21 protein-coding genes and 1 other RNA gene are annotated in these 25,760 nt (G+C 71.0%); 18 read left to right on the plus strand and 4 right to left on the minus strand.

Annotation, left to right across the window (positions count from 1 at the left end; all coding sequences use genetic code 11):
* Positions 1-29 precede the first annotated feature (29 nt).
* The 8 genes from efeU (at position 30) to hpf (ending at position 9,895) form a co-directional block, all read left to right on the plus strand.
* A complete protein-coding gene (efeU, locus tag ACXN5W_RS12195) occupies positions 30-1,025 on the plus strand; it encodes an iron uptake transporter permease EfeU (protein ID WP_473158333.1) in 996 nt (331 codons plus the stop codon).
* A gap of 15 nt (positions 1,026-1,040) precedes the next feature.
* Positions 1,041-2,174: an iron uptake system protein EfeO gene (gene efeO, locus ACXN5W_RS12200; RefSeq protein WP_473158334.1), complete on the plus strand. Its 1,134-nt coding sequence runs from the start codon at positions 1,041-1,043 to the stop codon at positions 2,172-2,174.
* Between the two features lie 15 nt (positions 2,175-2,189).
* The gene (gene efeB / locus ACXN5W_RS12205; protein WP_473158335.1) at positions 2,190-3,470 is read left to right on the plus strand and encodes an iron uptake transporter deferrochelatase/peroxidase subunit; all 1,281 of its coding nucleotides are present in this window, start codon (positions 2,190-2,192) and stop codon (positions 3,468-3,470) included.
* A 244-nt stretch (positions 3,471-3,714) separates the two neighbouring features.
* Entirely contained in the window at positions 3,715-4,404 is a 690-nt protein-coding gene (gene mtrA, locus ACXN5W_RS12210; RefSeq protein WP_473158336.1) for an MtrAB system response regulator MtrA, read from the plus strand.
* Positions 4,405-4,495: 91 nt separating this feature from the next.
* The gene (gene mtrB / locus ACXN5W_RS12215; RefSeq protein WP_473158337.1) at positions 4,496-6,388 is read left to right on the plus strand and encodes an MtrAB system histidine kinase MtrB; all 1,893 of its coding nucleotides are present in this window, start codon (positions 4,496-4,498) and stop codon (positions 6,386-6,388) included.
* Entirely contained in the window at positions 6,385-8,205 is a 1,821-nt protein-coding gene (locus ACXN5W_RS12220) for an LpqB family beta-propeller domain-containing protein (RefSeq protein ID WP_473158338.1), read from the plus strand. Before mtrB ends, ACXN5W_RS12220 begins: the two co-directional genes overlap by 4 nt.
* Before the next feature lie 56 nt (positions 8,206-8,261).
* Positions 8,262-8,975: a phosphoribosyltransferase family protein gene (locus tag ACXN5W_RS12225; protein WP_473158339.1), complete on the plus strand. Its 714-nt coding sequence runs from the start codon at positions 8,262-8,264 to the stop codon at positions 8,973-8,975.
* A 257-nt stretch (positions 8,976-9,232) separates the two neighbouring features.
* A complete protein-coding gene (gene hpf / locus ACXN5W_RS12230; RefSeq protein WP_473158340.1) occupies positions 9,233-9,895 on the plus strand; it encodes a ribosome hibernation-promoting factor, HPF/YfiA family in 663 nt (220 codons plus the stop codon).
* A gap of 49 nt (positions 9,896-9,944) precedes the next feature.
* Here hpf and ACXN5W_RS12235 read toward each other — a convergent pair whose 3' ends face one another.
* Positions 9,945-11,120: a GNAT family N-acetyltransferase gene (locus tag ACXN5W_RS12235; RefSeq protein ID WP_473158341.1), complete on the minus strand. Its 1,176-nt coding sequence runs from the start codon at positions 11,118-11,120 to the stop codon at positions 9,945-9,947.
* A gap of 343 nt (positions 11,121-11,463) precedes the next feature.
* On the opposite strand from ACXN5W_RS12235, the gene secA reads away from it, so the two are divergent.
* Positions 11,464-14,325 (plus strand): preprotein translocase subunit SecA, encoded by a 2,862-nt coding sequence (secA, locus tag ACXN5W_RS12240; RefSeq protein WP_473158342.1) that lies wholly within the window; start codon positions 11,464-11,466, stop codon positions 14,323-14,325.
* A 199-nt stretch (positions 14,326-14,524) separates the two neighbouring features.
* Here secA and ACXN5W_RS12245 read toward each other — a convergent pair whose 3' ends face one another.
* Entirely contained in the window at positions 14,525-14,908 is a 384-nt protein-coding gene (locus ACXN5W_RS12245; RefSeq protein WP_473158343.1) for an Rv3235 family protein, read from the minus strand.
* Between the two features lie 300 nt (positions 14,909-15,208).
* Here ACXN5W_RS12245 and ACXN5W_RS12250 point away from each other — a divergent pair, with 300 nt between their 5' ends.
* Positions 15,209-15,574 carry a hypothetical protein gene (locus ACXN5W_RS12250; protein ID WP_473158344.1) on the plus strand — a complete coding sequence of 122 codons (366 nt, stop codon included), beginning with the start codon at positions 15,209-15,211 and terminating at the stop codon, positions 15,572-15,574.
* 172 nt (positions 15,575-15,746) lie between these two features.
* Here ACXN5W_RS12250 and ACXN5W_RS12255 read toward each other — a convergent pair whose 3' ends face one another.
* Entirely contained in the window at positions 15,747-15,971 is a 225-nt protein-coding gene (locus ACXN5W_RS12255; protein WP_473158345.1) for a helix-turn-helix domain-containing protein, read from the minus strand.
* Between the two features lie 236 nt (positions 15,972-16,207).
* Between ACXN5W_RS12255 and ACXN5W_RS12260 the strand changes: the two genes are divergently transcribed.
* Positions 16,208-16,705 carry a DUF6912 family protein gene (locus ACXN5W_RS12260; protein ID WP_473158346.1) on the plus strand — a complete coding sequence of 166 codons (498 nt, stop codon included), beginning with the start codon at positions 16,208-16,210 and terminating at the stop codon, positions 16,703-16,705.
* A gap of 223 nt (positions 16,706-16,928) precedes the next feature.
* On the opposite strand, the gene ACXN5W_RS12265 is transcribed toward ACXN5W_RS12260, so the two are convergent.
* Positions 16,929-18,206 carry a hypothetical protein gene (locus tag ACXN5W_RS12265; protein WP_473158347.1) on the minus strand — a complete coding sequence of 426 codons (1,278 nt, stop codon included), beginning with the start codon at positions 18,204-18,206 and terminating at the stop codon, positions 16,929-16,931.
* 267 nt (positions 18,207-18,473) lie between these two features.
* Between ACXN5W_RS12265 and pruA the strand changes: the two genes are divergently transcribed.
* The 7 genes from pruA to ssrA all read left to right on the plus strand — a co-directional run bounded on the left by pruA (position 18,474) and on the right by ssrA (position 25,589).
* On the plus strand, positions 18,474-20,102 hold the full coding sequence (gene pruA / locus ACXN5W_RS12270; RefSeq protein WP_473158348.1) for an L-glutamate gamma-semialdehyde dehydrogenase: 1,629 nt from the start codon (positions 18,474-18,476) through the stop codon (positions 20,100-20,102).
* 298 nt (positions 20,103-20,400) lie between these two features.
* The gene (locus tag ACXN5W_RS12275; RefSeq protein WP_473158349.1) at positions 20,401-20,916 is read left to right on the plus strand and encodes a PadR family transcriptional regulator; all 516 of its coding nucleotides are present in this window, start codon (positions 20,401-20,403) and stop codon (positions 20,914-20,916) included.
* A gap of 77 nt (positions 20,917-20,993) precedes the next feature.
* Complete coding sequence (gene prfB, locus ACXN5W_RS12280) at positions 20,994-22,115, plus strand: peptide chain release factor 2 (RefSeq protein WP_473158350.1); 1,122 nt, start codon at positions 20,994-20,996, stop codon at positions 22,113-22,115.
* Positions 22,116-22,233: 118 nt separating this feature from the next.
* Positions 22,234-22,914, plus strand: coding sequence for a cell division ATP-binding protein FtsE (gene ftsE / locus ACXN5W_RS12285; RefSeq protein WP_377337206.1), 681 nt, complete (start codon positions 22,234-22,236; stop codon positions 22,912-22,914).
* Between the two features lie 69 nt (positions 22,915-22,983).
* A complete protein-coding gene (ftsX, locus tag ACXN5W_RS12290; protein ID WP_473158351.1) occupies positions 22,984-23,859 on the plus strand; it encodes a permease-like cell division protein FtsX in 876 nt (291 codons plus the stop codon).
* A gap of 525 nt (positions 23,860-24,384) precedes the next feature.
* A complete protein-coding gene (gene smpB / locus ACXN5W_RS12295) occupies positions 24,385-24,861 on the plus strand; it encodes an SsrA-binding protein SmpB (RefSeq protein ID WP_473158352.1) in 477 nt (158 codons plus the stop codon).
* 352 nt (positions 24,862-25,213) lie between these two features.
* Positions 25,214-25,589, plus strand: a transfer-messenger RNA (tmRNA) gene (gene ssrA, locus ACXN5W_RS12300).
* The last annotated feature ends 171 nt before the right edge of the window (positions 25,590-25,760 follow it).

The raw sequence follows: 25,760 nt of genomic DNA on the forward strand, positions 1-25,760 counted from the left end.
GGGTGCCTTACCTATCAACCGGAGAGCGGATGTTCGCCACCTACCTGATCGGACTGCGCGAGGGCCTGGAAGCCACGCTCGTGGTCAGCATTCTCGTCGCGTTCCTGGTCAAGTCCAAGCGGCGGGAGCGGCTGCCGCAGGTCTGGCTCGGCGTCGGGCTGGCCGTGGCGCTGTCCGTGCTGTTCGGCGCGCTGCTCACCTACACCAGCACGACGCTGTTGCAGACCTCGGCCCAGCGGGAACTCTTCGACGCCGTCACCTCGGTGCTGGCCGTGGTCTTCGTCACCTGGATGATTTTCTGGATGCGTCGGGCGGCCCGGTCCATCGCCGGTGAGCTGCGCGGCAAGCTGACCGACGCGCTCGCCCTCGGCGGCTGGGCCGTGCTCGGGATGGCCTTCCTGGCCGTGGTCCGGGAGGGGTTGGAAACCGCGCTGATCTTCTTCTCCGCCGCCCAGACGGTGGGCGGGGACATCGGCCCGCTGCTCGCCCTGGTCGGTGGCATCCTCACCGCCGTGGTGCTCGGCTTCCTGCTCTACGCCAGTGCGCTGCGGATCAACCTGAGCCGCTTCTTCACCTGGACCGGAGCGCTGCTCATCCTGGTCGCCGCCGGCATCTTCAAGTACGGCGTACACGACTTCCAGGAGGCGGGGGTGCTGCCCGGCCTGCGGAACCTGGCGTACGACGCCTCGTCCTGGCTCGACCCGAGTTCGTGGTACGGCGCCCTGCTGTCCGGGATGTTCAACATCACCCCGGCGCCCACCGTGTACGAGGTGATCGCCTGGGTCGCCTACGGGATCCCCGTACTCGTGCTGTTCCTCCGCCCCACGCGGCCCCGGCGCACCGCCCCGGCCGGCGGCTCGGCCACCGCCCCTGCTGGCGGCTCGGCCACCGCCCCTGCTGGCGGCTCGGCCACCGCCCCGGGCAGTGCCCCGGCTGGCGGTTCGGGCGGTGCCGCCGCCGACGGTGCCGCCGGCCACAACACCCCCTCCACCGACAGTCCGGCGTCCGCGCCGCAGAACGTCTGATTCGGGAGTCATCCGATGCGTACCGCACGATTCATCGCGCTCGGCGCGGCCGGCGTCCTGGCCGCGGCCGGCCTGACCGGCTGCGCCGACAAGGGCGCCCCGGACAGCGCGGCCGGCGGCCCGATCACGGTCAAGGCCACCGACACCGCCTGCGAGGTCTCCCGGACCGAGGTGCCGGCCGGCACCCACACGTTCAACGTCACCAACTCGGGTGGCAAGGTCACCGAGTTCTACGTCTACGCCTCGGGTGACCGGGTGATGGGCGAGGTCGAGAACGTGGCCCCCGGCCTGAGCCGCGATTTCAAGGTCGAGCTGCCGGCCGGGACGTACCAGACCGCCTGCAAGCCCGGGATGGCCGGCGACGGCATCCGGGCCGCGTTCACGGTGACCGGCACGGCCGCGTCGGAGGCCCCGGACGCCGCCCTGGCCGCCGCCGCCGAGAACTACCAGCGGTACGTGCGCAGCCAGACCGCCGCGCTGCTGGACAAGACCGGCGAGTTCGTGACCGCGGTCAAGGCCGGGGACGTGGCGAAGGCCAAGGCGCTCTACCCGGTGGCCCGCACCTACTGGGAGCGGATCGAGCCGGTCGCCGAGGTCTTCGGCGACCTGGACCCGAAGATCGACGGCCGGGACGAGGTGGCGGCCGAGGGCATGGAGTTCACCGGGTTCCACCGGCTGGAGAAGGACCTCTGGACCAGCGGCGACGTCAGCAAGGACGGCCCGATCGCGGACCGGCTGCTGGCCGACGTGAAGGAGATCGTGCAGCGGGCGAACGCCGAGAAGCTCTCCGCGTTGCAACTGGCCAACGGTGCCAAGGAGCTGCTGGACGAGGTCGCCACCGGCAAGATCACCGGCGAGGAGGACCGCTACTCGCACACCGACCTGTGGGACTTCAACGCCAACGTCGAAGGCTCCAAGGCGGCCGTTGCGGCGCTGCGGCCGGCCCTGGAGCAGCGCTCGCCCGACCTGGTCCGGACCCTGGACACCGAGTTCGCGAACGTGGCGACCGCGCTGGGCAAGCACCGGGTCGGCGACGGTTGGCAGTCACACGACAAGCTCTCCCAGGGCCAGCTCAAAGACCTGTCTGACGCCATCAACGCGCTGGCCGAGCCGATCAGCCGGATCGCCGGCGTGGTCGCGGCGAAGTAGGAGGTAGGGGTCGAGATGAGCGGACGGAGACTTTCGCGGCGCGGGGCGATGACCCTGGCCGGGGTGGGCGCGGCCGGGGTGGTCGGCGCGGCGAGCGGGGCGGGCGCCCTGGCGTACGGAGGCAGCCACGACGGCACCCCCGGCCCGGACCCGCTGAGCGGCGCGGTGCCGTTCTACGGCGAACACCAGGCGGGCATCGTCACCCCGGCGCAGGACCGGTTGCACTTCGTCGCCTTCGACGTGCTGACCCGGGACCGGGAGCGGCTGGTCGACATGCTGCGGCAGTGGACGGCCGCCGCGGCCCGGATGACGGCCGGCCGGGACGCCGGCCCGCTCGGGGCGGTGAGTGGCGTTCCCGAGGCGCCGCCGGACGACACCGGCGAGGCGCTGGGCCTGCCACCGTCCGGCCTGACCATCACCGTCGGGTTCGGGCCGGGGCTGTTCCGGGACGCCTCCGGGCAGGACCGGTTCGGCCTGGCGGCCCGCCGCCCGGCCGCGCTCGCGGAGCTGCCCCGGTTCGCCGGGGACGCCCTGCGACCGGAGATCTCCGGTGGTGACCTGTGCGTCCAGGCGTGCGCCAACGACCCGCAGGTGGCCGTGCACGCGATCCGCAACCTGGCCCGGATCGGCATGGGCGTGGTCGGCGTGCGCTGGTCCCAGCTCGGGTTCGGGCGCACCTCGTCGACCTCGCGCGACCAGGCGACGCCACGGAACCTGTTCGGTTTCAAGGACGGTACGGCCAACCTGAAGGCCGAGGACACCGACCTGCTGCGGGAGCAGCTGTGGGCGCAGCCCGGTGACGGGGCGGAGTGGATGGCCGGCGGCACGTACCTGGTCACCCGGAAGATCCGGATGACCGTGGAGACCTGGGACCGGACCTCGCTGGCCGAGCAGGAGGCGGTGATCGGCCGGACCAAGGGCAGCGGCGCGCCGCTCGGCAGGGAGGCCGAGTTCGACGAGCCGGACCTGGCGGCGACCGGCGCCGACGGCCAGCCGATGATCCCGGCCGACTCGCACGTCCGGCTGGCCCACCCCGACGTCAACGGCGGGGCCCGGCTGCTGCGCCGCGGGTACAACTTCGTGGACGGGTCGGACGGGCTGGGCCGGCTCGACGCCGGACTGTTCTTCATGGCGTACCAGCGGGACCCTCGTAAGCAGTTCGTCCCGATTCAGACCCGGCTGTCCCGTAACGACGCGATGAACGAGTACCTGCGGCACGTCTCCAGCGGCCTGTTCGCCTGCCCGCCGGGGGTCCGGGACGCCAGCGAATTCTTCGGCGCCGCCCTCTTCGCCTGACCGTGAAAGGAAGGGCCCCCTGTTGTCGCTTCCGGTAGAGGAAGGGCCCCTTCTTAACGCCGCGGGATGGCCGCCCGCTCCGATGCTGTCCGGAATACCGGTTCGACGCCAGCTCGCCGCCCTGGGACAAAGCCGGCATCAGCCATCCGATGCCCGCAAGAGATCGCCCTCGGATCACTGGGGAACGGACGGCGCGGGCATGCGGGTCACCATGCCCGGCCCTGGAGGTGCAAATATTGGTGCCATGAGAGCCCGGGTCCTGGTGGTCGACGATGATCCCGCACTGGCAGAGATGCTCGGCATCGTGCTGCGCAGCGAGGGCTTCCTGCCCTCGTTCGTGGCCGACGGTGAGCGCGCCCTCGCCGCCTTCCGGGAGGGCCGGCCGGACATCGTGCTGCTCGACCTGATGCTGCCGGGCATGAGCGGGATCGACGTGGCCCGCGCGATCCGGGCCGAGTCCGGCGTGCCGATCGTGATGCTGACGGCCAAGAGCGACACCGTGGACGTGGTGCTCGGGCTGGAGTCCGGCGCTGACGACTACGTGGTCAAGCCGTTCAAGCCCAAGGAACTGGTGGCGCGGATGCGCGCCCGGTTGCGTCGGGGCGAGGACGCCGCGCCGGAGATGTTGGCGATCGGGCCGCCCGGAAACCAGATCAGCATCGACGTGCCCGCGCACACGGTGAGCCGGAACGGCGAGGAGGTCAAGCTGACCCCGCTGGAGTTCGACCTGCTGGTCGCGCTCGCCCGCAAGCCGCGTCAGGTCTTCACCCGGGAGGTGCTGCTGGAGCAGGTGTGGGGCTACCGGCACGCCGCCGACACCCGGCTGGTCAACGTCCACGTGCAGCGGTTGCGGGCCAAGATCGAACCGGATCCGGAGCGGCCCGAGATCATCCTGACCGTGCGGGGCGTGGGCTACAAGGCGGGCACCGGATAGCCTGGGAGCCACTGTGACCAGGCCCCCGAGCTCCGCACCGCCACCCGTCGCCCGTGCCAGGGCCGTCGTACGGGACCATTGGCGTGCCACGGTGCGACGGGTCCTGGTCCTGGCCGCCCACCTGCATCGGACCTGGCGACGGTCGCTGCAGTTCCGGGTGGTGACCATCACCCTGGTCGCGTCCAGCCTGCTGGTCGGCGGATTCGCGTACCTCGTGGCTGACAAGATCACCCAGATCATGCTGGACAACGCGACGGCCGACGTGCGGGACCGGCTGCTGAACGGCCGCACGTACGCGACCGCGCAGCTCAGCGTGCACACCCGGCCGGAACCGAAACTGCGCGACACCATGGTCGCCACCACCGACTACCTGGCCGGTGGCGACCCGGAGCAGGTCGGCGGGGTGATCGTGGTGTTGACCGGCGACAGCTTCCAGAACCAGATCGTGCCCCAGGTGTCGCCGAAGGCGAGGTTCGAGGCGGTGCTCAGCCCCGAACTGCGCCGCTCCGTCGACTCCGGCAACATCGCCTCGCAGATCCGCACCGGCGAACTGGTCAGTGGCGGCGAGCCGACCAAGTACCTCGTCTACGGCTCACCGGTGCCGACCCGGTTCGGCCAGTTGGAGCTGTACTACTTCGTACCGCTGACCCGGCAGGACGCCATCGCGGCGCAGGCCCGCTCGACGGTGCTGGCCACCGGCGTGGCCCTGGTGCTGCTGCTGGGACTGCTGGCCGCACTCGTCACCCGGCTGGTGGTGACGCCGGTCCGGGTCGCGGCCCGGACCGCCCAGCGGCTCTCGGCGGGGCTGCTCGACCAGCGGATGGTGGTCAACGGCGAGGACGACCTCGCCCTGCTGGCCGCGTCGTTCAACCAGATGGCGACGAACCTGCAACGCCAGATCGTCCGGTTGGAGGAGATGTCCCGGCTGCAACGCCGGTTCACCTCCGATGTCTCGCACGAGCTGCGCACCCCGCTGACCACGGTACGGATGGCCGCGGACCTGATCTTCGCGGAGCGGGAGGACTTCGACCCGGCCGTCGCGCGCAGCGCCGAACTCCTCCAGGCGGAGCTGGACCGGTTCGAGAGCCTGCTGACCGACCTGCTGGAGATCAGCCGGTTCGACGCCGGATTCGCCATGCTCGATGTCGAGCCCAGCGACCTGGCCCCGGTCGTACATCGGGTGGTGAACCAACTGGCCGGCCTGGCCGGCCGGGTCGGGGTGCCGGTCAAGGTGTCGGTGCCGGACGCGCCGGTGATCGCCGAGGTGGACCCGCGACGGGTGGAGCGGGTGCTGCGCAACCTGGTCGGCAATGCCGTCGAGCACGGCGAGGGGCGCCCGGTGGACGTGGTGCTCGGCGCGGACGAGACATCGGTGGCGGTGACGGTCCGCGACCGGGGGGTGGGCCTGCGGCCGGGTGAGGAGAAGCTGGTCTTCAACCGGTTCTGGCGGGCCGACCCGTCCCGGGCCCGGCAGACCGGCGGCACCGGGCTCGGCCTGTCGATCAGCCTGGAGGACGCCCGGCTGCACGGCGGCTGGCTGGAGGCGTGGGGTGCACCGGGTCAGGGCGCGCAGTTCCGGCTGACCCTGCCGGCCCGGGCCGGTGACCGGCTCACGTCCTCGCCGTTGCGGCTGGTGCCGGCCGACGTGGAACTCGGCTCACCGCCGGTCGCCGTCCAGCGGCTGGCCATCGGACCCGGCACGGACGGTGCCCTGGCCATCGGGCCCGCGCTGTCCGCCGAACGATCCGGACCCGGCCGTACGCCCGACGCCGCCGACCCGGGCGGCGCGGAAGGCCCCGACGGCGACCGCGCCGGCGTCTCCGGCGCCCACCCGCACAGCGCCTCCGGCGCCCACCCGCACAGCGCCTCCGGCGCCCACCCGCACAGCGCCTCCGGCGCCCACCCGCACAGCGCCTCCGGCGCCCACCCACCCGGCGCCGCCGCGCGCCCGGTCGGTCCCGGCCCGGCGCAGGTGCGGCCGTGAACCGGCGCGGGCTGGCTGGGGCGACCCTGGCCATCACGTTCGTCCTGGCCGGCTGTGGCATCCCGGGCAACACCGAGGTGCGGGTGGACGGCCGGGGGCCGTCGCCGTCCACCGGGTCGGCCGGAGTCAACAGCAGCGAACCGCCCGGTGCGGGTGCGACCAAACCCGCCGAGCTGGTGGAGAACTTCCTCCTGGCGCCGGCGGGGGAGACCGACGGCGCGTACGACCGGGTGAGGACCTTTCTCACCCCGGCGGCCAAGCGGAACCTGCGGGCGAAGTCGCCCGCCGACGTGACGATCACCGTGGTCCGGCCGGTCCAGCCGGTCCAGAGCGACGTGCAGACCCTGGATGACGGCTCCGTCCAGGTGCGGGTGCCGGTACAGCAGGTGGGGGTGCTGCGTGGCGACGGCACGCTGGCGCCACCGTCCACCGGCGCCCCCGACTCGTACACCTTCACCGTGGTCCAGACCGAGTCCGACCAGCCGGGTCGGCCGGGCCCGCTGCTCATCGACAGCGCGCCGCCCGGCCTGGTGATGAGCAGCACCGCGCTGGCCGAGTACTACACGCCCCGCCAGGTCTACTTCTGGAGTTTCGACGGCAGCCGACTGGTGCCGGACCAGCGCTACCTGCCGAACATCGTGCCCGTGGAGCGGCGGGCCACCGAGGTGGCCCGCTGGCTCAACGGCGGCCCGGCGGACTGGCTGGGGCAGGCCGTCCGCCCGCTGCCGGACGGTGTCCAACTGACCGGCAACGTGGCCGAGACCGACGGGCTGCTGAGCATCAATCTGAGCCCACCGAGCGAGCCCGACAACCAGGACGCGGTGCTGCGGCTGCTGGAGATCCAGCTCGCCTGGTCCATGCGGGACCTCGGCGCGGCCCGCTTCGAGCTGCGGCTGCGCAACTCCAACCGCCCCCCGTTCGTCGGTGAGGACGTCCGCCAGGCCGCGCCGTTGTACGCGGTGAACGGACCGCCGCAGCGGTTCTGCGTCTACGGCGGCCAGGTCCGGCCGCTGATCGGTGTCTCCGATCCGCGGGACCCGGTGCCGATCCAGAACGACCGGAACCGGGACGTCGAGTCGGCCGCCATGTCACGCGGCGGGAGTGGCAGCGAGGTGGCGGTCGCGCTCGTCACCACCAGCGGCAAGCGACGCCGCCTGGTGACCGGGGTCGGTCCGGGCTTCGTCGACCCGAGCCACGCCAGCCGGGACACGTACGCCTCGATGGGCCGGCCGGTCTGGTTGAAGGGTGCCGATCCCGGCGGCCCGGTGGGCTTCGTCGTGGCCGACGGCCGGCTGTACCGGTTCAGCGCGCTCGCGCAGCTGGTCGAGGTGCCGCTGCCCGGGGCCGACGGGCCGGTCACCGCCGTGGGCGCGGCCCTCGACGGCCGGCGGCTCGCGATCATCGCCGGTGAGCACGTGTACGTCGTGGCGCTCGCGCTGGACGGCGGCACGGTCACCCTCGGCACCGTCCGGCCGGTCCCCATCTCGCTGTCCGCGCCGACCGCGCTCGACTGGATCAACGAGAGCGACCTGCTGGTCGCGGGCACCCGGGCCGGTCAGCGGGGCACCATCGACCAGATTTCGATCGACGGTGGGATGAGCACCGAACAGTTGAGCGGGACCGGCGGCATCGTCACGATGCTCAGCGCGTACCCGGACAACCCGGTGGCCGGCTCCTCGGCCAGCCGCTACATGTACGAGGTGAACGGTCAGGGCTGGGCCTACCGGCAGTGGAGCAGTGTCCGGATCCCGGCGGACGATGTGGCCGATCCGGGGGTGGTGGAGGCCACCCCGAAGGCACCCTTCTTCCTCTACTGAACCCAGCCCGGTCGGGCGAGACTACCTGCGTCGGAACGGATGACGGAGGTGACCGGATGCGTACCGACACGGTGCTCTCGGCGCTGACCGACCTGGTCCTGCCGGCGGACTGTGCCGGCTGCCGCCGCGCCGGCGTGCCACTGCGGGCGGGCGTCTGCGTCCGCTGCGCGGGTGAACTCGACGGGCTGCTGCCGAGGGCGGTCCGGCCCACCCCCGCGCCGCCGGGGCTGCCGCCCTGTACGGCCCTGGGGGAGTACTCCGGGGTGCTGCGCGAGGTGCTGCTGTCGTACAAGGAACGGGGCCGGCACGGGTTGGGCCGGGCGCTGGGCGCGCTGCTGGCCGAGGCGGTGGCGGCGGCCGTGCCGAGCCGGCAGCCGACGCTGCTGGTGCCGGTGCCGACCACCGCGCGGGCGGTCCGGGCCCGGCACGGCGACCACCTGGCCCGGATGGTCCGCGCGGCGCGGCACCGGCTGGTGGCGGCGGGCTGGCCCGTGGCGGTGGCCCGGCCGCTGCGTGCGCTGCCCCGACCGGACTCGGCCGGGCTGGACAGCGCGGCCCGCGCGACGGCCGCCGCCGAGGGCTTCCGGGTCCGTCCGATGGCCGTCAGTCGGTTACGCAGCGTTTCGACTGGTCGGGCAGTCGTGGTGGTTGACGACATCGTCACCACCGGTTCGAGTATCGCGGCAATTGCCGCACTGCTCGACGGTTGCGGCGTGCCGGCGAATGCGGCCGCGGTGCTCGCGGCAACGAGTCGACGGCGCCTCAGGTGACGGAGGGTGTTGCCCATTTCACCTTATCGTGCCGTAGTCGCAAAAGTTCTCGAAAAGGTCTTGGCAACTGGGGGTGACTCGGGGTCGATCAGGGGTTAGCGTTTTTGGACCGGGGTAAGAGCCAGCTCAACCCGCATCCCCGGTGGGTGGAAGGAGGCGTAGCCGGAGCCGACCGATCGCCGCCGAATGGAGTGCCCAGAGGTCTCGGGCGATCGGATTCTGTTGTGCAGGACCGCCCGCAATTCTGGAGGTCACGCGTGGACATCGTGGTCAAGGGTCGTAACGTCGAGGTGCCGGAGCACTACCGGACACACGTAGCAGAAAAGCTCGCCAAGATCGAACGGTACGATCACAAACTTATTCGCGTCGACGTCGAGCTGTTTCACGAACGCAATCCGCGACAGTCGGACAACTGCCAGCGAGTCGAGATCACCTGCGTCTCCCGTGGCCCGGTTGTCCGGGCCGAGGCGTGTGCCAAGGACTTCTACGCCGCGCTCGACTGCGCGATCGCCAAGCTCGACGCCCGGTTCCGCCGCGCCGCCGACCGGCGCCGGGTCCACCGGGGCCGGCACGCCCCGGTGTCGGTGGCCGAGGCCACCGCGGGACTGCGGGTAGCCGGATTCGACGAGCCGCTCGCACCGGTCGGGTCGAACGGGAACGGCCGCAGCGCCACCGCGACTCTGCCGGCGCCGTCCGGGTTCGACGATTTCGCCGCCGACCGTGACGACGACTACCAGCCCTGGCACATCGCCCGCGAGAAGGTCCACCCGGCGGAACCGATGACCGTGGACGACGCGCTGCACCACATGGAGCTGGTCGGCCACGACTTCTACCTGTTCCTCAACAAGGACTCGGGCCGCCCGAGCGTGATCTACCGGCGCAAGGGCTACGACTACGGACTCATCGTCCTCGGGGCGTGACCACCGGGAGCCGGCCGGCCCGCCGTCGCGGGCCGGCCGCGCTCGCGGGTCAGCCGAGCAGATCCTCGCGTAGCAGAGCACCGGTCCAGGCGTCGACCCGCTGGCCGCGATGGTTCAGCGCGCCCCGCAGCGTCCCCTCGAAGCTGAAACCGGCCTTCTCGGCGGCCCGGCGCGATGCCGCGTTGCCGGTGTACGCCTGCCACTCCAACCGGGCCAGGTCGAGCGAGGTGAACCCCCAGGCGGCGAGCGCGGACAGCGCGGCCGGCAGATGACCCCGGCCCCGAAACTCCGGCGCGATCATGAAGCCGACCGCTGCCACCAGCGGATCTGTCGGTGAGATCCGCAGATCGATGGCGCCGAGGTAGTCGTCCCGCTCGTCGGCGACCGCGAAGTACGCCCCGGTGCCGGCGGACCAGGCGTCCACCGCGATCCGGTGGACGAAGTGCTCGGCGTCGGTCCGGTGGTACGGGTCGGGCACCGTGGTCCAGCGGACCGTCTCCGGATCCCGACAGGCGAGGACGATCCGGTCAAGATCGTTTTCGACGAGCGGGCGCAGCCGCAGATCGCCCCGGGACGTACCGGCGAACAGTTCGGGTTGGGGCCGGCCGAACACGGCGGCCCGGCGGGCGGCCAGCGACCCGGGACCGTACGGGCCGGTACCGCCGTCGGCCTCGGCATCGGCCGGTGGCACCTCGCCGGGCAGCAGCGAACCCACCCATGCCTCGTCGGTGCCCCGCGGATGCGGTGCGGCCAGTCGTAGCCGGCCGTCCACCCGGAACCCGGAACGCCACGCGACCAGCCGGGACCAGTGGTTGCCCACCTCGGCCTGCCAGACCAGCCGGCGCAGGCCGAGCGCGTCGAAGGCCCACCGGGCGACGGCCCGGGTGGCCCGGACCGCCACACCCCGACCCCGGGCCCAGGGCGCGACCCAGTAACCGATCTCGCCCGAGCGCAGTCGCCGGTCCAGGGCAACCAGGCCGCAGGAGCCGAGCAACTCGCCGGTGCCGGCGTCGCAGACCGCGAACGGGGCGCCGGTGCCGCCGGCCCAGGCGGCGGGGGCGGATCCGGCCACGAACTCGCGCGCGTGTTCCGTCCGGTACGGGGCCGGGACGGTCGTCCAGCGCTGGATGTCCGGATCCTGGCACGCGCGCCACACGTCCTCGGCATCGGTCGGGGACCAGCCGCGCAGCGACAGGTCGGCTTCGACGATCTTCGGCGGCTCCATCCGGCCATCCTGACCGACGGCGCGGCTGGGACCTACCGGGTTTCCGGTCGCCGCGCGTGTCGCTGCCGGTGCCGCCGGGTCGTTGCCGATGTCGTGCGCGGCGGTGCCGGCGCCGTGCGGGTCGCGGCCCCATGGTCCCGGCCCCTCGATGGTCCCGGCGATTGGTCAGAGATGTCCGTTCTGTGGCACGACTTCGCGCTGGGCGTAACTGTAGAAGGGGGCAACCATCCGCTGATCAGGGAGAAATGTCTGGTTCGTTCTACTCGGTGGCTGGGCACGGCTGACGGACAACCCGACGGAGCGCCTACCATGGGTTGGCAGAGACTCTAGGGAGCGTTGATCCGTGTCGATTCTTGAAAAGGTCCTTCGCGCCGGCGAGGGTCGGATGTTGCGACGGCTCAAGGCCATCGCCGCCGCCGTCAACTCGATCGAGGACGACTACGTCGACCTGACCGACGCCGAGCTGCGCGGGATGACCGACCAGTTCCGCGAGCGGCTGGCCGCCGGCGAAACCCTCGACGACCTGCTCCCCGAGGCGTTCGCGGTGACCCGCGAGGCCGCCTCGCGGGTGCTCGGCCAGCGCCCGTACGACGTCCAGGTGATGGGCGGCGCGGCGCTGCACTTCGGCAACATCGCCGAGATGAAGACCGGTGAGGGCAAGACGCTGACCTCGGTCATGGCCGTCTACCTCAACGCGCTCTCCGGCGACGGCGTACACGTGGTCACGGTCAACGACTACCTCGCCCAGCGCGACGCCGAGTGGATGGGCCGGGTGCACGAGTTCCTCGGCCTCACGGTCGGGGTGATCCTGCCGAACCGGCCGGCCACCGAGCACCGGGCCGCGTACCACTGCGACATCACGTACGGGACGAACAACGAGTTCGGCTTCGACTACCTGCGCGACAACATGGCCTGGTCGGCCGACGAGCTGGTGCAGCGTGGGCACAACTTCGCGGTGGTCGACGAGGTGGACTCCATCCTCATCGACGAGGCGCGGACCCCGCTGATCATCTCGGGTCCGGCCGAGCACTCCGCCCGGTGGTACAGCGAGTTCGCCCGGGTGGTCGCGCGGCTGCAGGCGGGCAAGGACGGCGAGGGCGACTACGAGGTCGACTACTCCAAGCGGACCATCGCGATCACCGAGCGCGGTGTCGCGAAGGTCGAGGACCGGCTGGGCATCGACAACCTGTACGAGTCGGTGAACACCCCGCTGGTCGGATACCTCAACAACGCCATCAAGGCCAAGGAGCTCTACAAGCGCGACAAGGACTACATCGTCAACGAGGGCGAGGTCCTGATCGTCGACGAGTTCACCGGCCGGATCCTGCACGGCCGTCGGTACAACGAGGGCATGCACCAGGCCATCGAGGCCAAGGAGGGCGTGGAGATCAAGCAGGAGAACCAGACTCTTGCCACGATCACCCTGCAGAACTACTTCCGGCTCTACAACAAGCTCTCCGGCATGACCGGTACGGCGCAGACCGAGGCCGGCGAGTTCAACAAGGTCTACAGCGTCGGCGTCGTGAGCATCCCGACGCACCGTCCGATGGTCCGGATGGACCGGCCCGACGTGATCTACAAGACCGAGAAGGCCAAGTTCCACGCCGTGGTCGAGGACATCGCCGAACGGCACAACCTGGGCCAGCCGGTGCTGGTGGGCACGGTGTCGGTGGAAAACTCCGAGGTGCTGTCGCAGTTGCTGCGCCGCCGCGGCATCCCGCACTCGGTGCTGAACGCGAAGTTCCACGCCAAGGAGGCGGAGATCGTCGCGCAGGCCGGCCGCAAGGGCGCGGTCACCGTCGCCACCAACATGGCCGGCCGGGGTACGGACATCCTGCTCGGCGGCAATCCGGAGTTCCTGGCCGCCAACGAGTTGCGGCAGCGGGGCCTCGACCCGATCGAGCACGGCGACGACTACGCCAAGGCGCTGGAGGAGGTCCTGCCCAAGTGGAAGGAAGCCTGCGACGCCGAGGCCGAGGAGGTCACCGAGGTCGGCGGCCTCTACGTGCTGGGCACCGAGCGGCACGAGTCGCGCCGGATCGACAACCAGCTGCGCGGTCGGTCCGGCCGGCAGGGTGACCCGGGCGAGTCGCGGTTCTACCTGTCGCTCCAGGACGAGCTGATGCGGCGGTTCCGGGCCGGGGCGGTCGAGGCTGTCATGGAGCGGTTCAACATCCCCGAGGACGTACCCATCGAGTCCAAGATGGTGACGCGGCAGATCAAGAGCGCCCAGGCCCAGATCGAGGGTCAGAACGCCGAGATCCGCAAGAACGTCCTCAAGTACGACGAGGTGCTGAACAAGCAGCGCAAGGTCGTCTACGCCGAGCGCAAGCGGGTGCTCGACGGCGAGGACCTCAACGACCAGGTCCAGAGCATGATCGACGACGTGATCACCGCATACGTCACCGGCGCCACCTCCGACGGCTACCCCGAGGACTGGGATCTTGAGCAGCTGTGGTCCAGCCTCAAGCAGCTCTACCCGATCGGCGTGACCATCGAGGACCTCGAAGAGGAGGCCGGCGGGGAGCGCAACAGCCTGGACGCCGAGTTCCTGCTGGCCCGGATCAAGGAGGACGCGCACACCGCGTACGAGCGGCGCGAGGAGGAACTGGGCAGCGAGGCGGTACGCCAGCTCGAACGGATGGTCCTGCTCCAGGTGATCGACCGCAAGTGGCGGGAGCACCTGTACGAGATGGACTACCTCCAGGAGGGCATCAGCCTGCGGGCGTACGCCCAGCGCGACCCGGTGGTCGAGTACCAGCGCGAGGGCTTCGACATGTTCGCCACCATGATGGACGGGATCAAGGAGGAGACCGTCGGCTTCCTCTACAACCTGGAGGTCCAGGTCGAGGAGCCCGAGCCGGCGCCGGCCGAGGAGGTCAAGCTGCTTGAGCAGCCGGTGGAGATCCGGGCCAAGGGTCTCCAGCCGACGCCGCGCAGCCAGGGTCTCCAGTACTCGGCGCCGACCATCGACGGCGAGGCCGGGGTCGGTGGCGGCGTGGCGGTGCAGCGTGCCGAACCGCAGGCTCCGGCGCTCGGTCTCGGTGGACCGGCGGCGCCGCCCACCGCGAACCGTCGCGGCGCTGCCCAGCCGGCCCCGGTCGGTACCGCGGCCGCCAGCAACGGCCCGTCCCGCAACGCCCCGTGCCCGTGTGGCTCCGGCCGCAAGTACAAGCGCTGCCACGGCGCCCCGAACGCCAGCTGACCGCTCCGCTCCACGGCGACGGCTGTACGCCAGCTCCACGGCGACGGCGCGTACGCCAGCTGACCGCCCGTTCCACTTCGGCCCCGACCCGGCACCGGGTCGGGGCCGCTGTGTAGACGGCGGGGAAGCACTCCGGCGTGGGGTTCGGCGAGCGGGTTCCGGCGTCCGGTGAGGGCCTGCCGATGACCGCCGACCGGGCTCAGAGCAGGTCGATGGCGGTGCTGAGCCACCGGCCGGCGCGGCGTTCCAGGCGTACCGCCAGGGCCCAGCTCCGATCGCCCCGCCCGACCACCGCGGCCACCTCGGCGACCCCGTGCGACGGCTCGCAGATCCGCGCGACCCGGATCCGCAGCGGGTCCGGACGACGGCCGACCGTGCTGGTGGTCCGGCGCAGCCGCCGGGTCGCCATGGTGAGCCGTTCGACCAGCCGCAGCGCCGGTTCGGGGTCGCAGAGCTGGCGGATGTGCCCGATGGGCCGGTGACCGTCGAGGATTTCCAGGCAGGAGCCGAGGAAGTGGCGTACCGCCTGCCGGGCCTCCGAACTGGCCCCCGCGGTCGGAGCCGGCGCCGGCGCGCGCGACATGGTCGACGATGACGTGTGCGGTGCCACCGAGGCGGCGGTTGGTGCCCTCCGGCCCGCCGGGTGTGCTGCCAACGGACGCGTTCCGTGCGGTGCCGCCGGGGCTACGACGGTCGGTACCTGCCCGGTCCGAGCCCGCGCCTGTGCGGCCGATGCTCGTCCGGTCTGCGCCTGTGCGGCCGATGCCCGTCCGGTTCGCGCCTGTGCGGCCGATGCTCGCCCGGCCGACGCCTGCTCGGCCTGGTCGGTTCGGATGGCGCTGTCGATGAGACTGGTGCCCTCGGCGTCGCCGGTCTGATCGGCTTGACCGGTCTGATCGGCCTGACCGGCCTGACCGGCCTGACCGGCTTGACCGGCCTGGTCGGTGCGAGCGGGGTGATCGGCATGACCGGCCTGGTCGGTGCCTGCGGGGTGACCGGGCCGGTTGGTCTGGTCGGTACGCCCGGTCCGGGGGCGGCGAGCCGGGCGGGCGGGGGAGCCGGCACGATGCTGCGTCCGGGCCGGCGGCAACTCCAGCGCGAGTTGTCCCGGCGGCTGCCGCCACCAGGCGTACGGCAGGGACTCGTCCTCGAACGGCGGATCGAGGGGTGGCACCGGCCTGATCCGGACCGGCTTCCGGGTTCGTGCCGGCGTTCGCGCCGTACCCATCGCGCCACCTCGAATCCTTGATCTTGCGTTTGCCTTCGTTTGCTTCTGCTTGCCTCTCATTTGTAATCGAGGGATGACCGTCAGGTCAATGCGTGAACATCGATTGAAGAAGATCTTGGAGTCCTGCTGCCCCTCGGAGGGCAGCAGGACTCCAAGATCTGGAAGTTGTGGGTTTGGGGGTGGCGGGGGCGGTTTAGTCGGGGTCGCTTGCTAGGGGGTTCTGGCGTACCCAGTCGGCTGTCTCGGCGTATTTGCGCTGGATGTACTCCTCCAGCCGGACTCGCTCGACCCGCCACTGTCCGCGTCCACCGATCTTGATCGCGGGCAGCTCGCCGCTGCGTACCATGTGGTAGACCTGCGAATCCGAGACGTTCAGCTCGGCGGCGACGTCGGACAGCAGCAGGAACCTCGGCTCCACGGACCTCTCCCGGTGGGCGGCTTTTCCTCAGTTTGCCATCGTTGACCTACGACTGGTCGACCCGACCCGTTGCAGCGCGTCGCCAGCCAGCCCGCCGACGATGGACAGCACCCCACCGGGACTGCGGCGTGCCGGTACTGCGCCGACCGGCCCCGCGGTGTATGACGGGAACGACGCCGGGCATGATCGGCGCACGGCCACCGGGTCGCGGAGCTGGCGAGCGGGAGACGACAACGATGAACGACCAACTCGTGCGGGTGTACCTGCCGGCCACGCTGCCGATGCTGGCCGACCTGCGCCGCTCGGGTCTGCTGGCCGAGACGGCGCACGCGGTGACCCCCGGGCTGCGGGAGTGGTACGCCGAGGGCGACGAGGAGGAGTTGGAGTACGTCGCCTTCACCCGGGCGGCCCAGGATGCGCTGCGGCTGCTGCGTGCCGATTCCACGGCGCCCCGGCGTCGGGTGGTCATCTCCGCCGATCTGCCGCCCGGCACGGTGCGATTCGCCGGCGGGGAACTGGGCACCAGCAACGTCCAGCTGACCGGGCCGGTGCCACTGGCCGCCGTCGCCGCCGTACACCTGGACGGCGCGGACGCGACCGACGACGTGGCCGCCGCCGCCGACGCGGTGGCGGCGGCACTGGCCGGCGACGAGGACGCCCAGTTCACCGTGGACGGAGCCGAGGACCACGAGCTGGAGTGGTACGACGTGTCGGAGCTGGACAGCCTGCTCTGAACCCCGCCCCGCCCGCCCGCCGCCCGCCGCCCGCGCCCGCGCCCGCCCCGCGCCCGCGCCCGCCGCGCCAGCCGGCCGCGCTCGCCGCCCGTTCACCCTGCCAACTGCACCCGCCCTGCCGGCCGGCTCTCCCGCTCACCCTGCCGGCAGGCTTGGCCGCCTCGCTTCCGCCCGCTCGCCTCCGTGGGCCGGGCCGGCGAGGGCCGTGATGACGGGCCGCGGACTACTCCGGGGCGTCCGCCGGCTCGTCGTGGCTGAGCTTGTCCCACTCGGTGTTCCGGTCGGGATCCCGTACCGCCGAGCGACCGTCGCCGGCGACCGCCGTGCGGTCCGGGCCGTCGACCGTCGAGGGACCGTCGCCGGCCGCGTCGAGCACCGGACGGTTCGGGTCGCCGGCTGCCGAGCGGTTCGAGCGGTTGGCCGTCGGACGGTTCGGGCGGTTGGCTCTCGGGCGGGCCGGGTCGTTGGCTGTCGGGACTTCCGGGCCGTCGTCGGCCGGGCGGAGGGTACGACCGAACGCGATCATCGCGACGAAGGCGCCGAGGAAGAGCACGCTCAACCCGTGTACGGCCCGGGAGCCGCCGAGGAGTTGCTGTGCCGCGCGGTCCGCCTCGCTGAGCTGGCCGGCCAGCCGAAGCAGCCGGCCACCCGCGGTCCAGATCAGCGCCTCGGCGACGAGCAGGAAGGCACCCGGCCCGGCGCCGACGGCCAGATATCCCGGCCAGCGCGCCGGCCGGTGCCCGGCGTCCCGGGTCGCCACCCGCCGGTCCGCCCGGCTCAGGTAGGCGTACCCGGCGAGGCCGGCGGCCAGCCCGCAGGCCACCGACAGGGTGCGGGAGAACCACTTGAGCGCGGTCAACTGCGAGTCGATGCTGTCGCCCGAGCCGTACAGCGAGGTGATCTCCCGCTGGAAGTAGCTGAGCACGAACGTGGCGGCGAAGACGGCCAGGGCCGCGGTCACGATGGCGCCCACCAGCGGGGCGCGCAGCGCGGCGACCGCACCGCCGAGCACGGTGGCGGCCGCGACGGTGCCGGCCAGCACCGCCACCACCGATCCGCCCCCGTTGCCCAGGCTCACCACCACCGCGGCGGCCACCCCGAGCAGCGCGCCGGTGCCGACGGCCACGGCGGAGCGTACCCACGGCCGGCCCGCACCCCGACGGTCGAGCAGGCCCGTGACCAGCAGCCCGGCGGCGGCACCGGCGACCAGGCTCGCGGAGATCAACCCGGGCAGCGCGTACGCGGCCGAGAAGATCGCGGTCGTCCCGCCGTTCGCGGACAGCGCCAGGTGGGTCGACCAGAGCATGGCGGTCAGCCAGGCGACCGCGAGCAGCGCCAGGGTGGGCGCGGCGGGCGCGGCGGCGGCGGCCCGCGTACCGCCGGGGGCGTCGGCGGCGGCCCGCGCCCGCGTACCGCCGGGGGTGTCGGTCGCGGTGTCGGCGCCGCCCGGGGCCGTGGCGGGCGGGCGCTCGGCCGCGGTGCTGCCGGGCTTGTCGCTCATGGTCTCCCTCGGAGAATGGGTACGCGCCAGCGACGGCGCGGAATCCGGCTGCGGCGGTCCCGAACCGCCGCCTGCGAGGGTACGCGCTGCCGCTGGTGGTGACCCCCGCCGGCCGGGTGGACGCGGGCTGGCGTGGGAAGATTGGCCGAGGCCCCGCCGCCGCGCGAGGTGGCATCACCGGCTCGCGCGGATCATGGTGCCCGGTTCATCCGACCGGGGCCGGCGGGTCCGATTTCGCCACCGCAGTCGAGATCGCCAGGAGCTGGAATGGACGCCGTGTTCTCCGTACCCGAGCCGCGCAACGAGCCGGTCCACGACTACGCGCCGGGCAGCGCCGAGCGGAAGCGCCTGCAACGCCGGCTGGCGGAGCTGGCCGCCGACCGCCTCGACCTGCCGATGACCATCGCCGGCGAGGCCCGGATGGGCGGCGGCGACCGGATCGACGTGGTCCAGCCGCACCGGCACGCGCACGTGCTGGGCAGCACGGCGCACGCCACGCACGCCGACGCGGAGGCGGCGGTCCGGGCGGCGAAGGAGGCCGCGCCGGCCTGGCGGGCCCTGTCCTTCGCGGACCGGGCGGCGGTCTTCCTGCGCGCCGCCGACCTGCTCTCCGGGCCCTGGCGGGACACGCTGAACGCCGCGACGATGCTCGGCCAGTCGAAGACCGCGATCCAGGCCGAGATCGACTCGGCCTGCGAGCTGATCGACTTCCTCCGGTTCAACGTGTCGTTCGCCCGGCGCCTGCTGGCCGAGCAGCCGAACTCGTCGCCGGGGGTGTGGAACCGCTTCGACCACCGCCCGCTGGAGGGTTTCGTCTACGCGGTCACGCCGTTCAACTTCACCGCGATCGCCGGCAACCTGCCCTCGGCGCCGGCCCTGCTGGGCAACACGGTGGTGTGGAAGCCGGCGCCCACCCAGCAGTTCGCGGCGCACTTCACGATGCGGCTGTTCGAGGCGGCCGGCCTGCCGCCCGGCGTGATCAACATGGTGACCGGGCGCGGCGAGGAGGTCTCGGACGTCGTGCTGGCCGACCCCGACCTGGCCGGCATCCACTTCACCGGCTCGACGAAGGTATTCCAGCACCTGTGGCGGACGGTCGGCGAGAACATCTCCCGCTACCGTGGCTACCCCCGGCTGGTGGGGGAGACCGGCGGCAAGGACTTCGTGATCGCCCACCCCAGCGCGGATGTCGACGCGCTGCACACCGCGCTGATCCGGGGTGCCTACGAGTACCAGGGGCAGAAGTGCTCGGCGGCCTCCCGGGCGTACGTCCCGCGGTCGCTCTGGGACGGCGGCCTGCGCGACCGGCTGGCCGCGACCGCCGACTCGCTGCGGTACGGAGACGTCACCGACTTCGCCAACTTCGGCGGTGCCGTGATCGACGCCAAGGCGTTCGACCGGCACACGGCCGCTCTTGAACTGATCTCCAGCGACCCCGACTGCCGGGTGCTGGCCGGTGGCACGGCGGACGACTCCGAGGGCTGGTTCGTCCGGCCGACGCTGTTCGAGTGTGTCGACGCCGCGCACGAGACGTTCACCACCGAGTACTTCGGCCCGATCCTGGGCGTTCACGTCTTCGATGACGCCCGCTTCGACGAGACGGTCGCGCAGGCCGAGTCGGTCGCGCCGTACGCCCTGACCGGCTCGATCTTCGCGACCGACCGCCGGGTGATCGACCGGGTCACCGACCGGCTGCGGTACGCCGCCGGCAACTACTACATCAACGACAAGCCCACCGGTGCCGTGGTGGGGCAGCAGCCGTTCGGCGGGGCCCGGGCCAGCGGCACCAACGACAAGGCCGGCTCCTGGCACAACCTGGTGCGCTGGATGTCACCGCGCACGATCAAGGAAACCTTCGTGCCGGCGACCGACCACACGTACCCGCACATGAGCTGACCTCCACCGCCTTTCCCGGCGATCTTGCGCTGGTCAGGGAATAATCCGGACAAAAGTGTCCGACAGCGCAAGATCGCCGGGAGGCGAGGGAAGTTCGTGGCGCCCTCCGGCCGGATTCGCGGCGGGGCCGGGGCTTCCGGATCGAGACCGGCGACGTGGATCCGGTCGGCTCGGTGGCCGGATCCACGTCGATCTTCTCCGCCCGCTGTCGCGCCAAGACAGTGCACAGTGGAGAGCAGATAGGGCGGATCGTGCCAAATCCTGGACGCCGGGTCGACAAAGTGGCAGCGTGGAGGGCATGGCGGAAACAGCAATCAACCCGACAGCCGCGGCGCTGCTCGGACTGCTCCACGAGGGACCGATGACAGGCGGCCAGTTGATGGCCGCCGCCGAGCGCCGGCTGGCGCCGTACTGGTCGATGACCCGCAGCCAGGTCTACCGCGAGTTGCCGGTGCTGGCCGACCAGGGCTATGTCCGGCTCGGCAAGCCGGGCCCACGGTCGAGCCAGCCGTACGCGATCACCGCTGCCGGAAAGCGGGTCTTCTCCCGCTGGCTGACCGAGCACCCGGGCCGCGACACGCTGCGCAATCCGACCGCGCTGCGGGTGGCGTTCGGCCCGCAGCACTCGACCACCCAGCTCAAGTCGCTCTACGCGACCGCGAACGACTACCACGCCGAGGCCCTGGCCGCCGCCCGGGAGCAGGCCAAGGACGCCAAGAAGGCCGGCGACCAGTACGGAGCCGCCGCGCTCGAGTTCGCGGTCCAGTACCACAAGGCGGCGCTGTCCTGGCTCAAGAACGCCCCGGCCGGGTGATCGCCGCCACAATCCACCCGCCCCTCCGCCATGGCGGGTGACCGGGTCCGGTCCGCGGGCACGTATTGTTGATTGTTGTGACACCTGCCGACTTTGCCGATCAGCTCAAGGACCTCGACGCCACGATGCGGACCATCGAGGCCGTTCTCGACCTCGACAAGCTCCGCCAGGACAAGGTCGCCCTCGAGCAGGAGGCGTCCGCACCCGACCTGTGGGACGACCAGGCGCGGGCACAGCAGGTCACCTCGCGGCTGTCGTACGTCAATGGCGAGATCAGCAAGCTGGAGAGCCTGCGCGGTCGCCTGGACGATGCCCGGCTGCTGCTGGAGATGGCCGAGGCCGAGAACGACGCCGGGACCGTGGCCGAGGTGGAGACCGAGATCGGTCGGCTGACCAAGGCCATCCAGGAGATGGAGGTCCGCACCCTGCTCTCCGGCGAGTACGACTCGCGGGAGGCCCTGGTGGCGATCCGGGCCGGTGCCGGCGGGGTGGACGCGGCGGACTTCGCCGAGATGCTGCTGCGGATGTACCTGCGCTGGGCCGAACGGCACGGCTACCCGACCGAGGTCTACGAGACCTCGTACGCCGAGGAGGCCGGGCTCAAGTCGGCGACCTTCGCGGTCAAGGTGCCCTACGCGTACGGGACGCTCAGCGTCGAGTCCGGCACGCACCGGTTGGTCCGGATCAGTCCGTTCGACAACCAGGGCCGCCGGCAGACCAGCTTCGCCGGCGTCGAGGTGTTGCCGGTCACCGAACAGACCGACCACATCGACATCCCCGAGAACGAGATCCGGGTCGACGTCTACCGGTCCTCCGGTCCCGGCGGCCAGAGCGTCAACACCACCGACTCGGCCGTGCGGCTCACGCACGTCCCCACCGGGATCGTGGTCACCTGCCAGAACGAGAAGTCCCAGCTCCAGAACAAGGCCTCCGCGCTGCGGGTGCTCCAGGCCCGGCTGCTGGAGCGCAAGCGCCAGGAGGAGCAGGCCAAGCTCGACGGGCTGAAGACCGACGCGGCCGGCTCCTGGGGCGACCAGATGCGCTCGTACGTGCTGCACCCGTACCAGATGGTGAAGGATCTGCGTACCGAGCAGGAGACGGGCAATCCGGGCGCGGTCTTCGACGGCGAGCTGGACAGCTTCATCGAGGCCGGCATCCGCTGGCGTAAGCAGCGGCAGCTGGCCGTCGACGCCGGGTGACCGTTCCGTCGCCCGGACCGGTTCGATGAGGACGACAAATTTCACCTAGCTGACAACATCGGGCGCCGCCCCGGCGCCGGACTTGGCGTTTCCGTTACACCGCGTAGACTCACCACCCGTGATTCAGCTTGAGCAAGTGACCAAGACGTACCCGAAGGCGTCCCGGCCGTCGCTGGACAACGTGTCGGTGGGGATTGAGAAGGGCGAGTTCGTCTTCTTCATCGGCCCATCCGGTTCAGGTAAGTCCACGATCATCAAGCTGCTGCTGCACGAGGTGACCCCCAACAAGGGCAAGGTCGTCGTCAACAGCCGGGACGTCACATCGATGCGGTCGTGGAAGATCCCCCACTTCCGCCGCTCGATCGGTTGTGTCTTCCAGGACTTCCGCCTGCTACCCAACCGCACCGCGTACGAGAACGTGGCATTCGCCCTCGAAGTGATCGGCAAGACCAAGGCGGTCGCCCGGCGGGTCGTGCCCGAGGTGCTGGAGCTGGTCGGGCTCGGTGGCAAGGAGCACCGGTACCCGCACGAGCTGTCCGGTGGTGAGCAGCAGCGGGTGGCGGTCGCGCGGGCGTTCGTCAACCGCCCGCTGATCCTGCTGGCCGACGAGCCGACCGGAAACCTGGACCCGGACACGTCGATCGAGATCATGCGGCTGCTCGACCGGATCAACCGGACCGGTACCACCGTGGTGATGGTCACCCACGACTCCAACATCGTGAACCAGATGCGTCGGCGCGTGATCGAGATCGAGAGCGGTCGGATCGTGCGTGACCAGGCCCGTGGTGTCTACGGCTGACCCCCTGGTCGCGTCGTCCCCCGCTTCGACCACGAACGATCCTCTGCGGAGATCCGGAAGGAACCCCCGATGCGCGTGAAGTACGTCATGTCCGAAGTCCTCGTCGGGCTGTGGCGCAACGTCACCATGACGATCGCGATGATCATTACGATGGCGGTCTCGCTCACCATGCTCGGCGCCAGCGGCCTGATGTTCCTTCAAGTCAACAGCATGAAGGACTTCTACTACAGCAAGATCGAAGTCGCGATGTTCCTGGCTCAGGACGCGACGCCGGACCAGAAGGCCAGCCTGGACGCCAAACTCAAGAGCGATCCGCTGGTCAAGGACTTCGTCTTCGAGTCCCGGGCCGAGGCGTACACGAAGTTCAAGGACATGTATCGGGACGCGCCCGACCTGGTCGGCGCCGTGAACGAGAACCAGCTTCCGGAGTCGTACCGGGTGCGGCTGAACAACCCCGAACAGTTCACCCAGATCTACGACAAGTACAAGGGCACCGAGGGCATCGACCAGATCATCGACCAGCGCAAGCTGCTCGACAAGGTCTTCAACATCCTCGACTCGGTCCGGAACCTGGCACTGGGAGCCGCGGCGATCATGGCCTTGGCCGCGTTGCTGCTGGTCGCGAACACCATTCAGGTGGCCGCGTACAGCAAACGGCGCGAGGTCGCGGTCATGAAGCTGGTCGGCGCCTCGAACTGGTTCATCCAGGCACCATTCGTGCTGGAGGCGGTGGTCGCCGGCCTGGTCGGCTCGATCCTGGCCTTCGGCCTGCTGGCGATCTTCAAGTGGTTGCTGCTGGACGGCTCGCTGCGGGATCTGACGAACCTGCTCACCCAGATCGAGTGGAGCAGCGTACTGCTGATGTTCCCGGTCATGGCCGGCGTCGGCTGCCTCGTCAGCGCGGTCACCGCCTGGATCACGCTCCGGTTCTACCTGCGGGTCTAGTTTTCGCCCGGCCCAGCCGCTCCGGTTCTGGTTTCCGCTGGCCCCGCCCGCGTTGGGCGGTCAGGGGGTGGGGGTGGTTTCCGCTGGCGTCGCCCAGTCTGGGCCGTCAGGGGGTGGGGTGGTTTCCGCCGGCCCCGCCCACTCTGGGCGGTCAGGGGGTGGGGGTGGTTTCCGCCGGCCCCGCCCACTCTGGGCGGTCAGGCTTGATCCCGTCGTGGGCGGGGCCGGCGGAAACCATCGTTGGGCTCGGTCTTCGGGTGGGGCCGGCGGGAACTTTGGTTGGCTCGATTTTCGGCCGGGCGGTCGGATCCGTTCGGCCCGGTCCCGGCGGTGGGCCTGCGGGGTGGATTGAGCGGGGCTGGCGGGTAGCGGGGCTGGCGGGTGTTGTCGGGTGGGAAGCTCTGGCGGCTGGACTGTGTTGTCGGGGTTGCCGCTGTTGTCGGGGTGGTTGGTAAATCGGCTGGGCGTGGCGGGTGGGCCGGGTAACATGGTGCGGCTCAGATGATCTAGAGGGGGGTGGCGCGGATGCCACGGGAGAAGGGGCGGAAGGTCGTCGCCTCCAACCGGAAGGCGCGCCACGACTACGCCATCCTGGACACGTACGAGGCCGGCATGGCGTTGACCGGTACCGAGGTCAAGTCGCTGCGCGCGGGCCGGGCCTCGCTGGTCGACGCGTTCGCCCAGGAGCGCAACGGCGAGCTGTTCCTGCACGCCATGCACATCCCGGAGTACACCCAGGGCACCTGGACCAACCACGAGCCACGGCGGACCCGCAAGCTGTTGCTCAAGCGGATCGAGATCGACCGGTTGATCGGCAAGCTCCGGGAGAGCGGGCTCACCCTGGTGCCGCTCCAGGTCTACTTCTCGGACGGCTGGGCCAAGGTCGAGATCGGGCTGGCCAAGGGCAAGAAGTCGTACGACAAGCGGCAGGACCTCGCCAAGCGGGACGCGGACCGGGAGATCGCCCGGGTCGTCGGCCGGCGCGGTAAGGGCATGCGCTGACGGATGAAAGGAAGGGCACCTTCTTATCGCTTTTTGTATAGGAAGGGCCCCCTCCTAACCTCTTGGGCGAACCTCGCTGCCCACCCAGGCGGCCTTGCCGGGGGCCCGGCCAAGGCTGGGCTGCCTTGCGGGGGGCTCGGCCAGGCTGCCTTGCTGGGGCCTGCGCAGGCTGCCTGGCGGGGTTCGGATGGGCTGGTCGGGGTGTTTGGGGTGATTGGGGCCGGTGTGCCTGCTGTTGGTCCTGATTCGCGGTGGGGGATCGGGGATGAACTTGGGGTGGGCGGGCGTTAGACTTGGGGTGGCTGAGATCTTCAGCCAGCCTGGCCACGACAGTCGTGGCGGGCACCATCCAGGGGGTGACTGGTTTCGACTTCGTTCGTTACGGCAGGGGAAGCGAGCCGAGGAAGCCGACGTCGTCTCGATAATCGGTCGTCGGAAACCTATAAGCGCCAAGGTTAATCGCGCTGACTACGCTCTCGCCGCCTGAGGCGAGTAGCTAGTCTGTCGGCCTGGGAGTGCCTTCGACCCAGTTAGCCGGCATCAGCTAGAAGGCTGGCCAATCGGACCCGGTCGCGGGGTCCGTGCGGCGAGATTAATCAGCGGCTGGGCCCGTCACACCGACTCGCTCGCGTGATCGGTGGGGCCGAGTAGAGGCACAGCGAGCTGCGCTCGGAGAAGCCCTGACAAGGCGCCGAAGGACCCGGGTTCGATTCCCGGCACCTCCACGAATGCACCACACGACACGGCGGCGGCCCCACCCGATCACCCGGGTGGGGGAGGGGGGGGCGTGTAGTGGTGGGGGGGGAGGGAGTCGGGACAAGTGGGGGGGGGTGGGGGGGGTCAGGGGCAGACAACCCCCAACCTTCTAGAAAAAAAGCACCCGAGGGAGGGGGGGGGGG

The organism is Plantactinospora sp. A48, assembly GCF_055793945.1.

Coding starts and splice junctions, on each gene's coding strand:
- efeB (WP_473158335.1), top strand. CDS start 2,190: ATGAGCGGACGGAGACTTTCGCGGCGCGGGGCGATGACCCTGGCCGGG.
- mtrA (WP_473158336.1), top strand. CDS start 3,715: ATGAGAGCCCGGGTCCTGGTGGTCGACGATGATCCCGCACTGGCAGAG.
- ACXN5W_RS12265 (WP_473158347.1), bottom strand. CDS start 18,206: ATGAGCGACAAGCCCGGCAGCACCGCGGCCGAGCGCCCGCCCGCCACG.
- ACXN5W_RS12260 (WP_473158346.1), top strand. CDS start 16,208: ATGAACGACCAACTCGTGCGGGTGTACCTGCCGGCCACGCTGCCGATG.
- pruA (WP_473158348.1), top strand. CDS start 18,474: ATGGACGCCGTGTTCTCCGTACCCGAGCCGCGCAACGAGCCGGTCCAC.
- ACXN5W_RS12235 (WP_473158341.1), bottom strand. CDS start 11,120: ATGGAGCCGCCGAAGATCGTCGAAGCCGACCTGTCGCTGCGCGGCTGG.
- efeU (WP_473158333.1), top strand. CDS start 30: ATGTTCGCCACCTACCTGATCGGACTGCGCGAGGGCCTGGAAGCCACG.
- ACXN5W_RS12245 (WP_473158343.1), bottom strand. CDS start 14,908: ATGTCGCGCGCGCCGGCGCCGGCTCCGACCGCGGGGGCCAGTTCGGAG.
- efeO (WP_473158334.1), top strand. CDS start 1,041: ATGCGTACCGCACGATTCATCGCGCTCGGCGCGGCCGGCGTCCTGGCC.
- ftsX (WP_473158351.1), top strand. CDS start 22,984: ATGCGCGTGAAGTACGTCATGTCCGAAGTCCTCGTCGGGCTGTGGCGC.
- smpB (WP_473158352.1), top strand. CDS start 24,385: ATGCCACGGGAGAAGGGGCGGAAGGTCGTCGCCTCCAACCGGAAGGCG.
- ACXN5W_RS12225 (WP_473158339.1), top strand. CDS start 8,262: ATGCGTACCGACACGGTGCTCTCGGCGCTGACCGACCTGGTCCTGCCG.
- ACXN5W_RS12275 (WP_473158349.1), top strand. CDS start 20,401: ATGGCGGAAACAGCAATCAACCCGACAGCCGCGGCGCTGCTCGGACTG.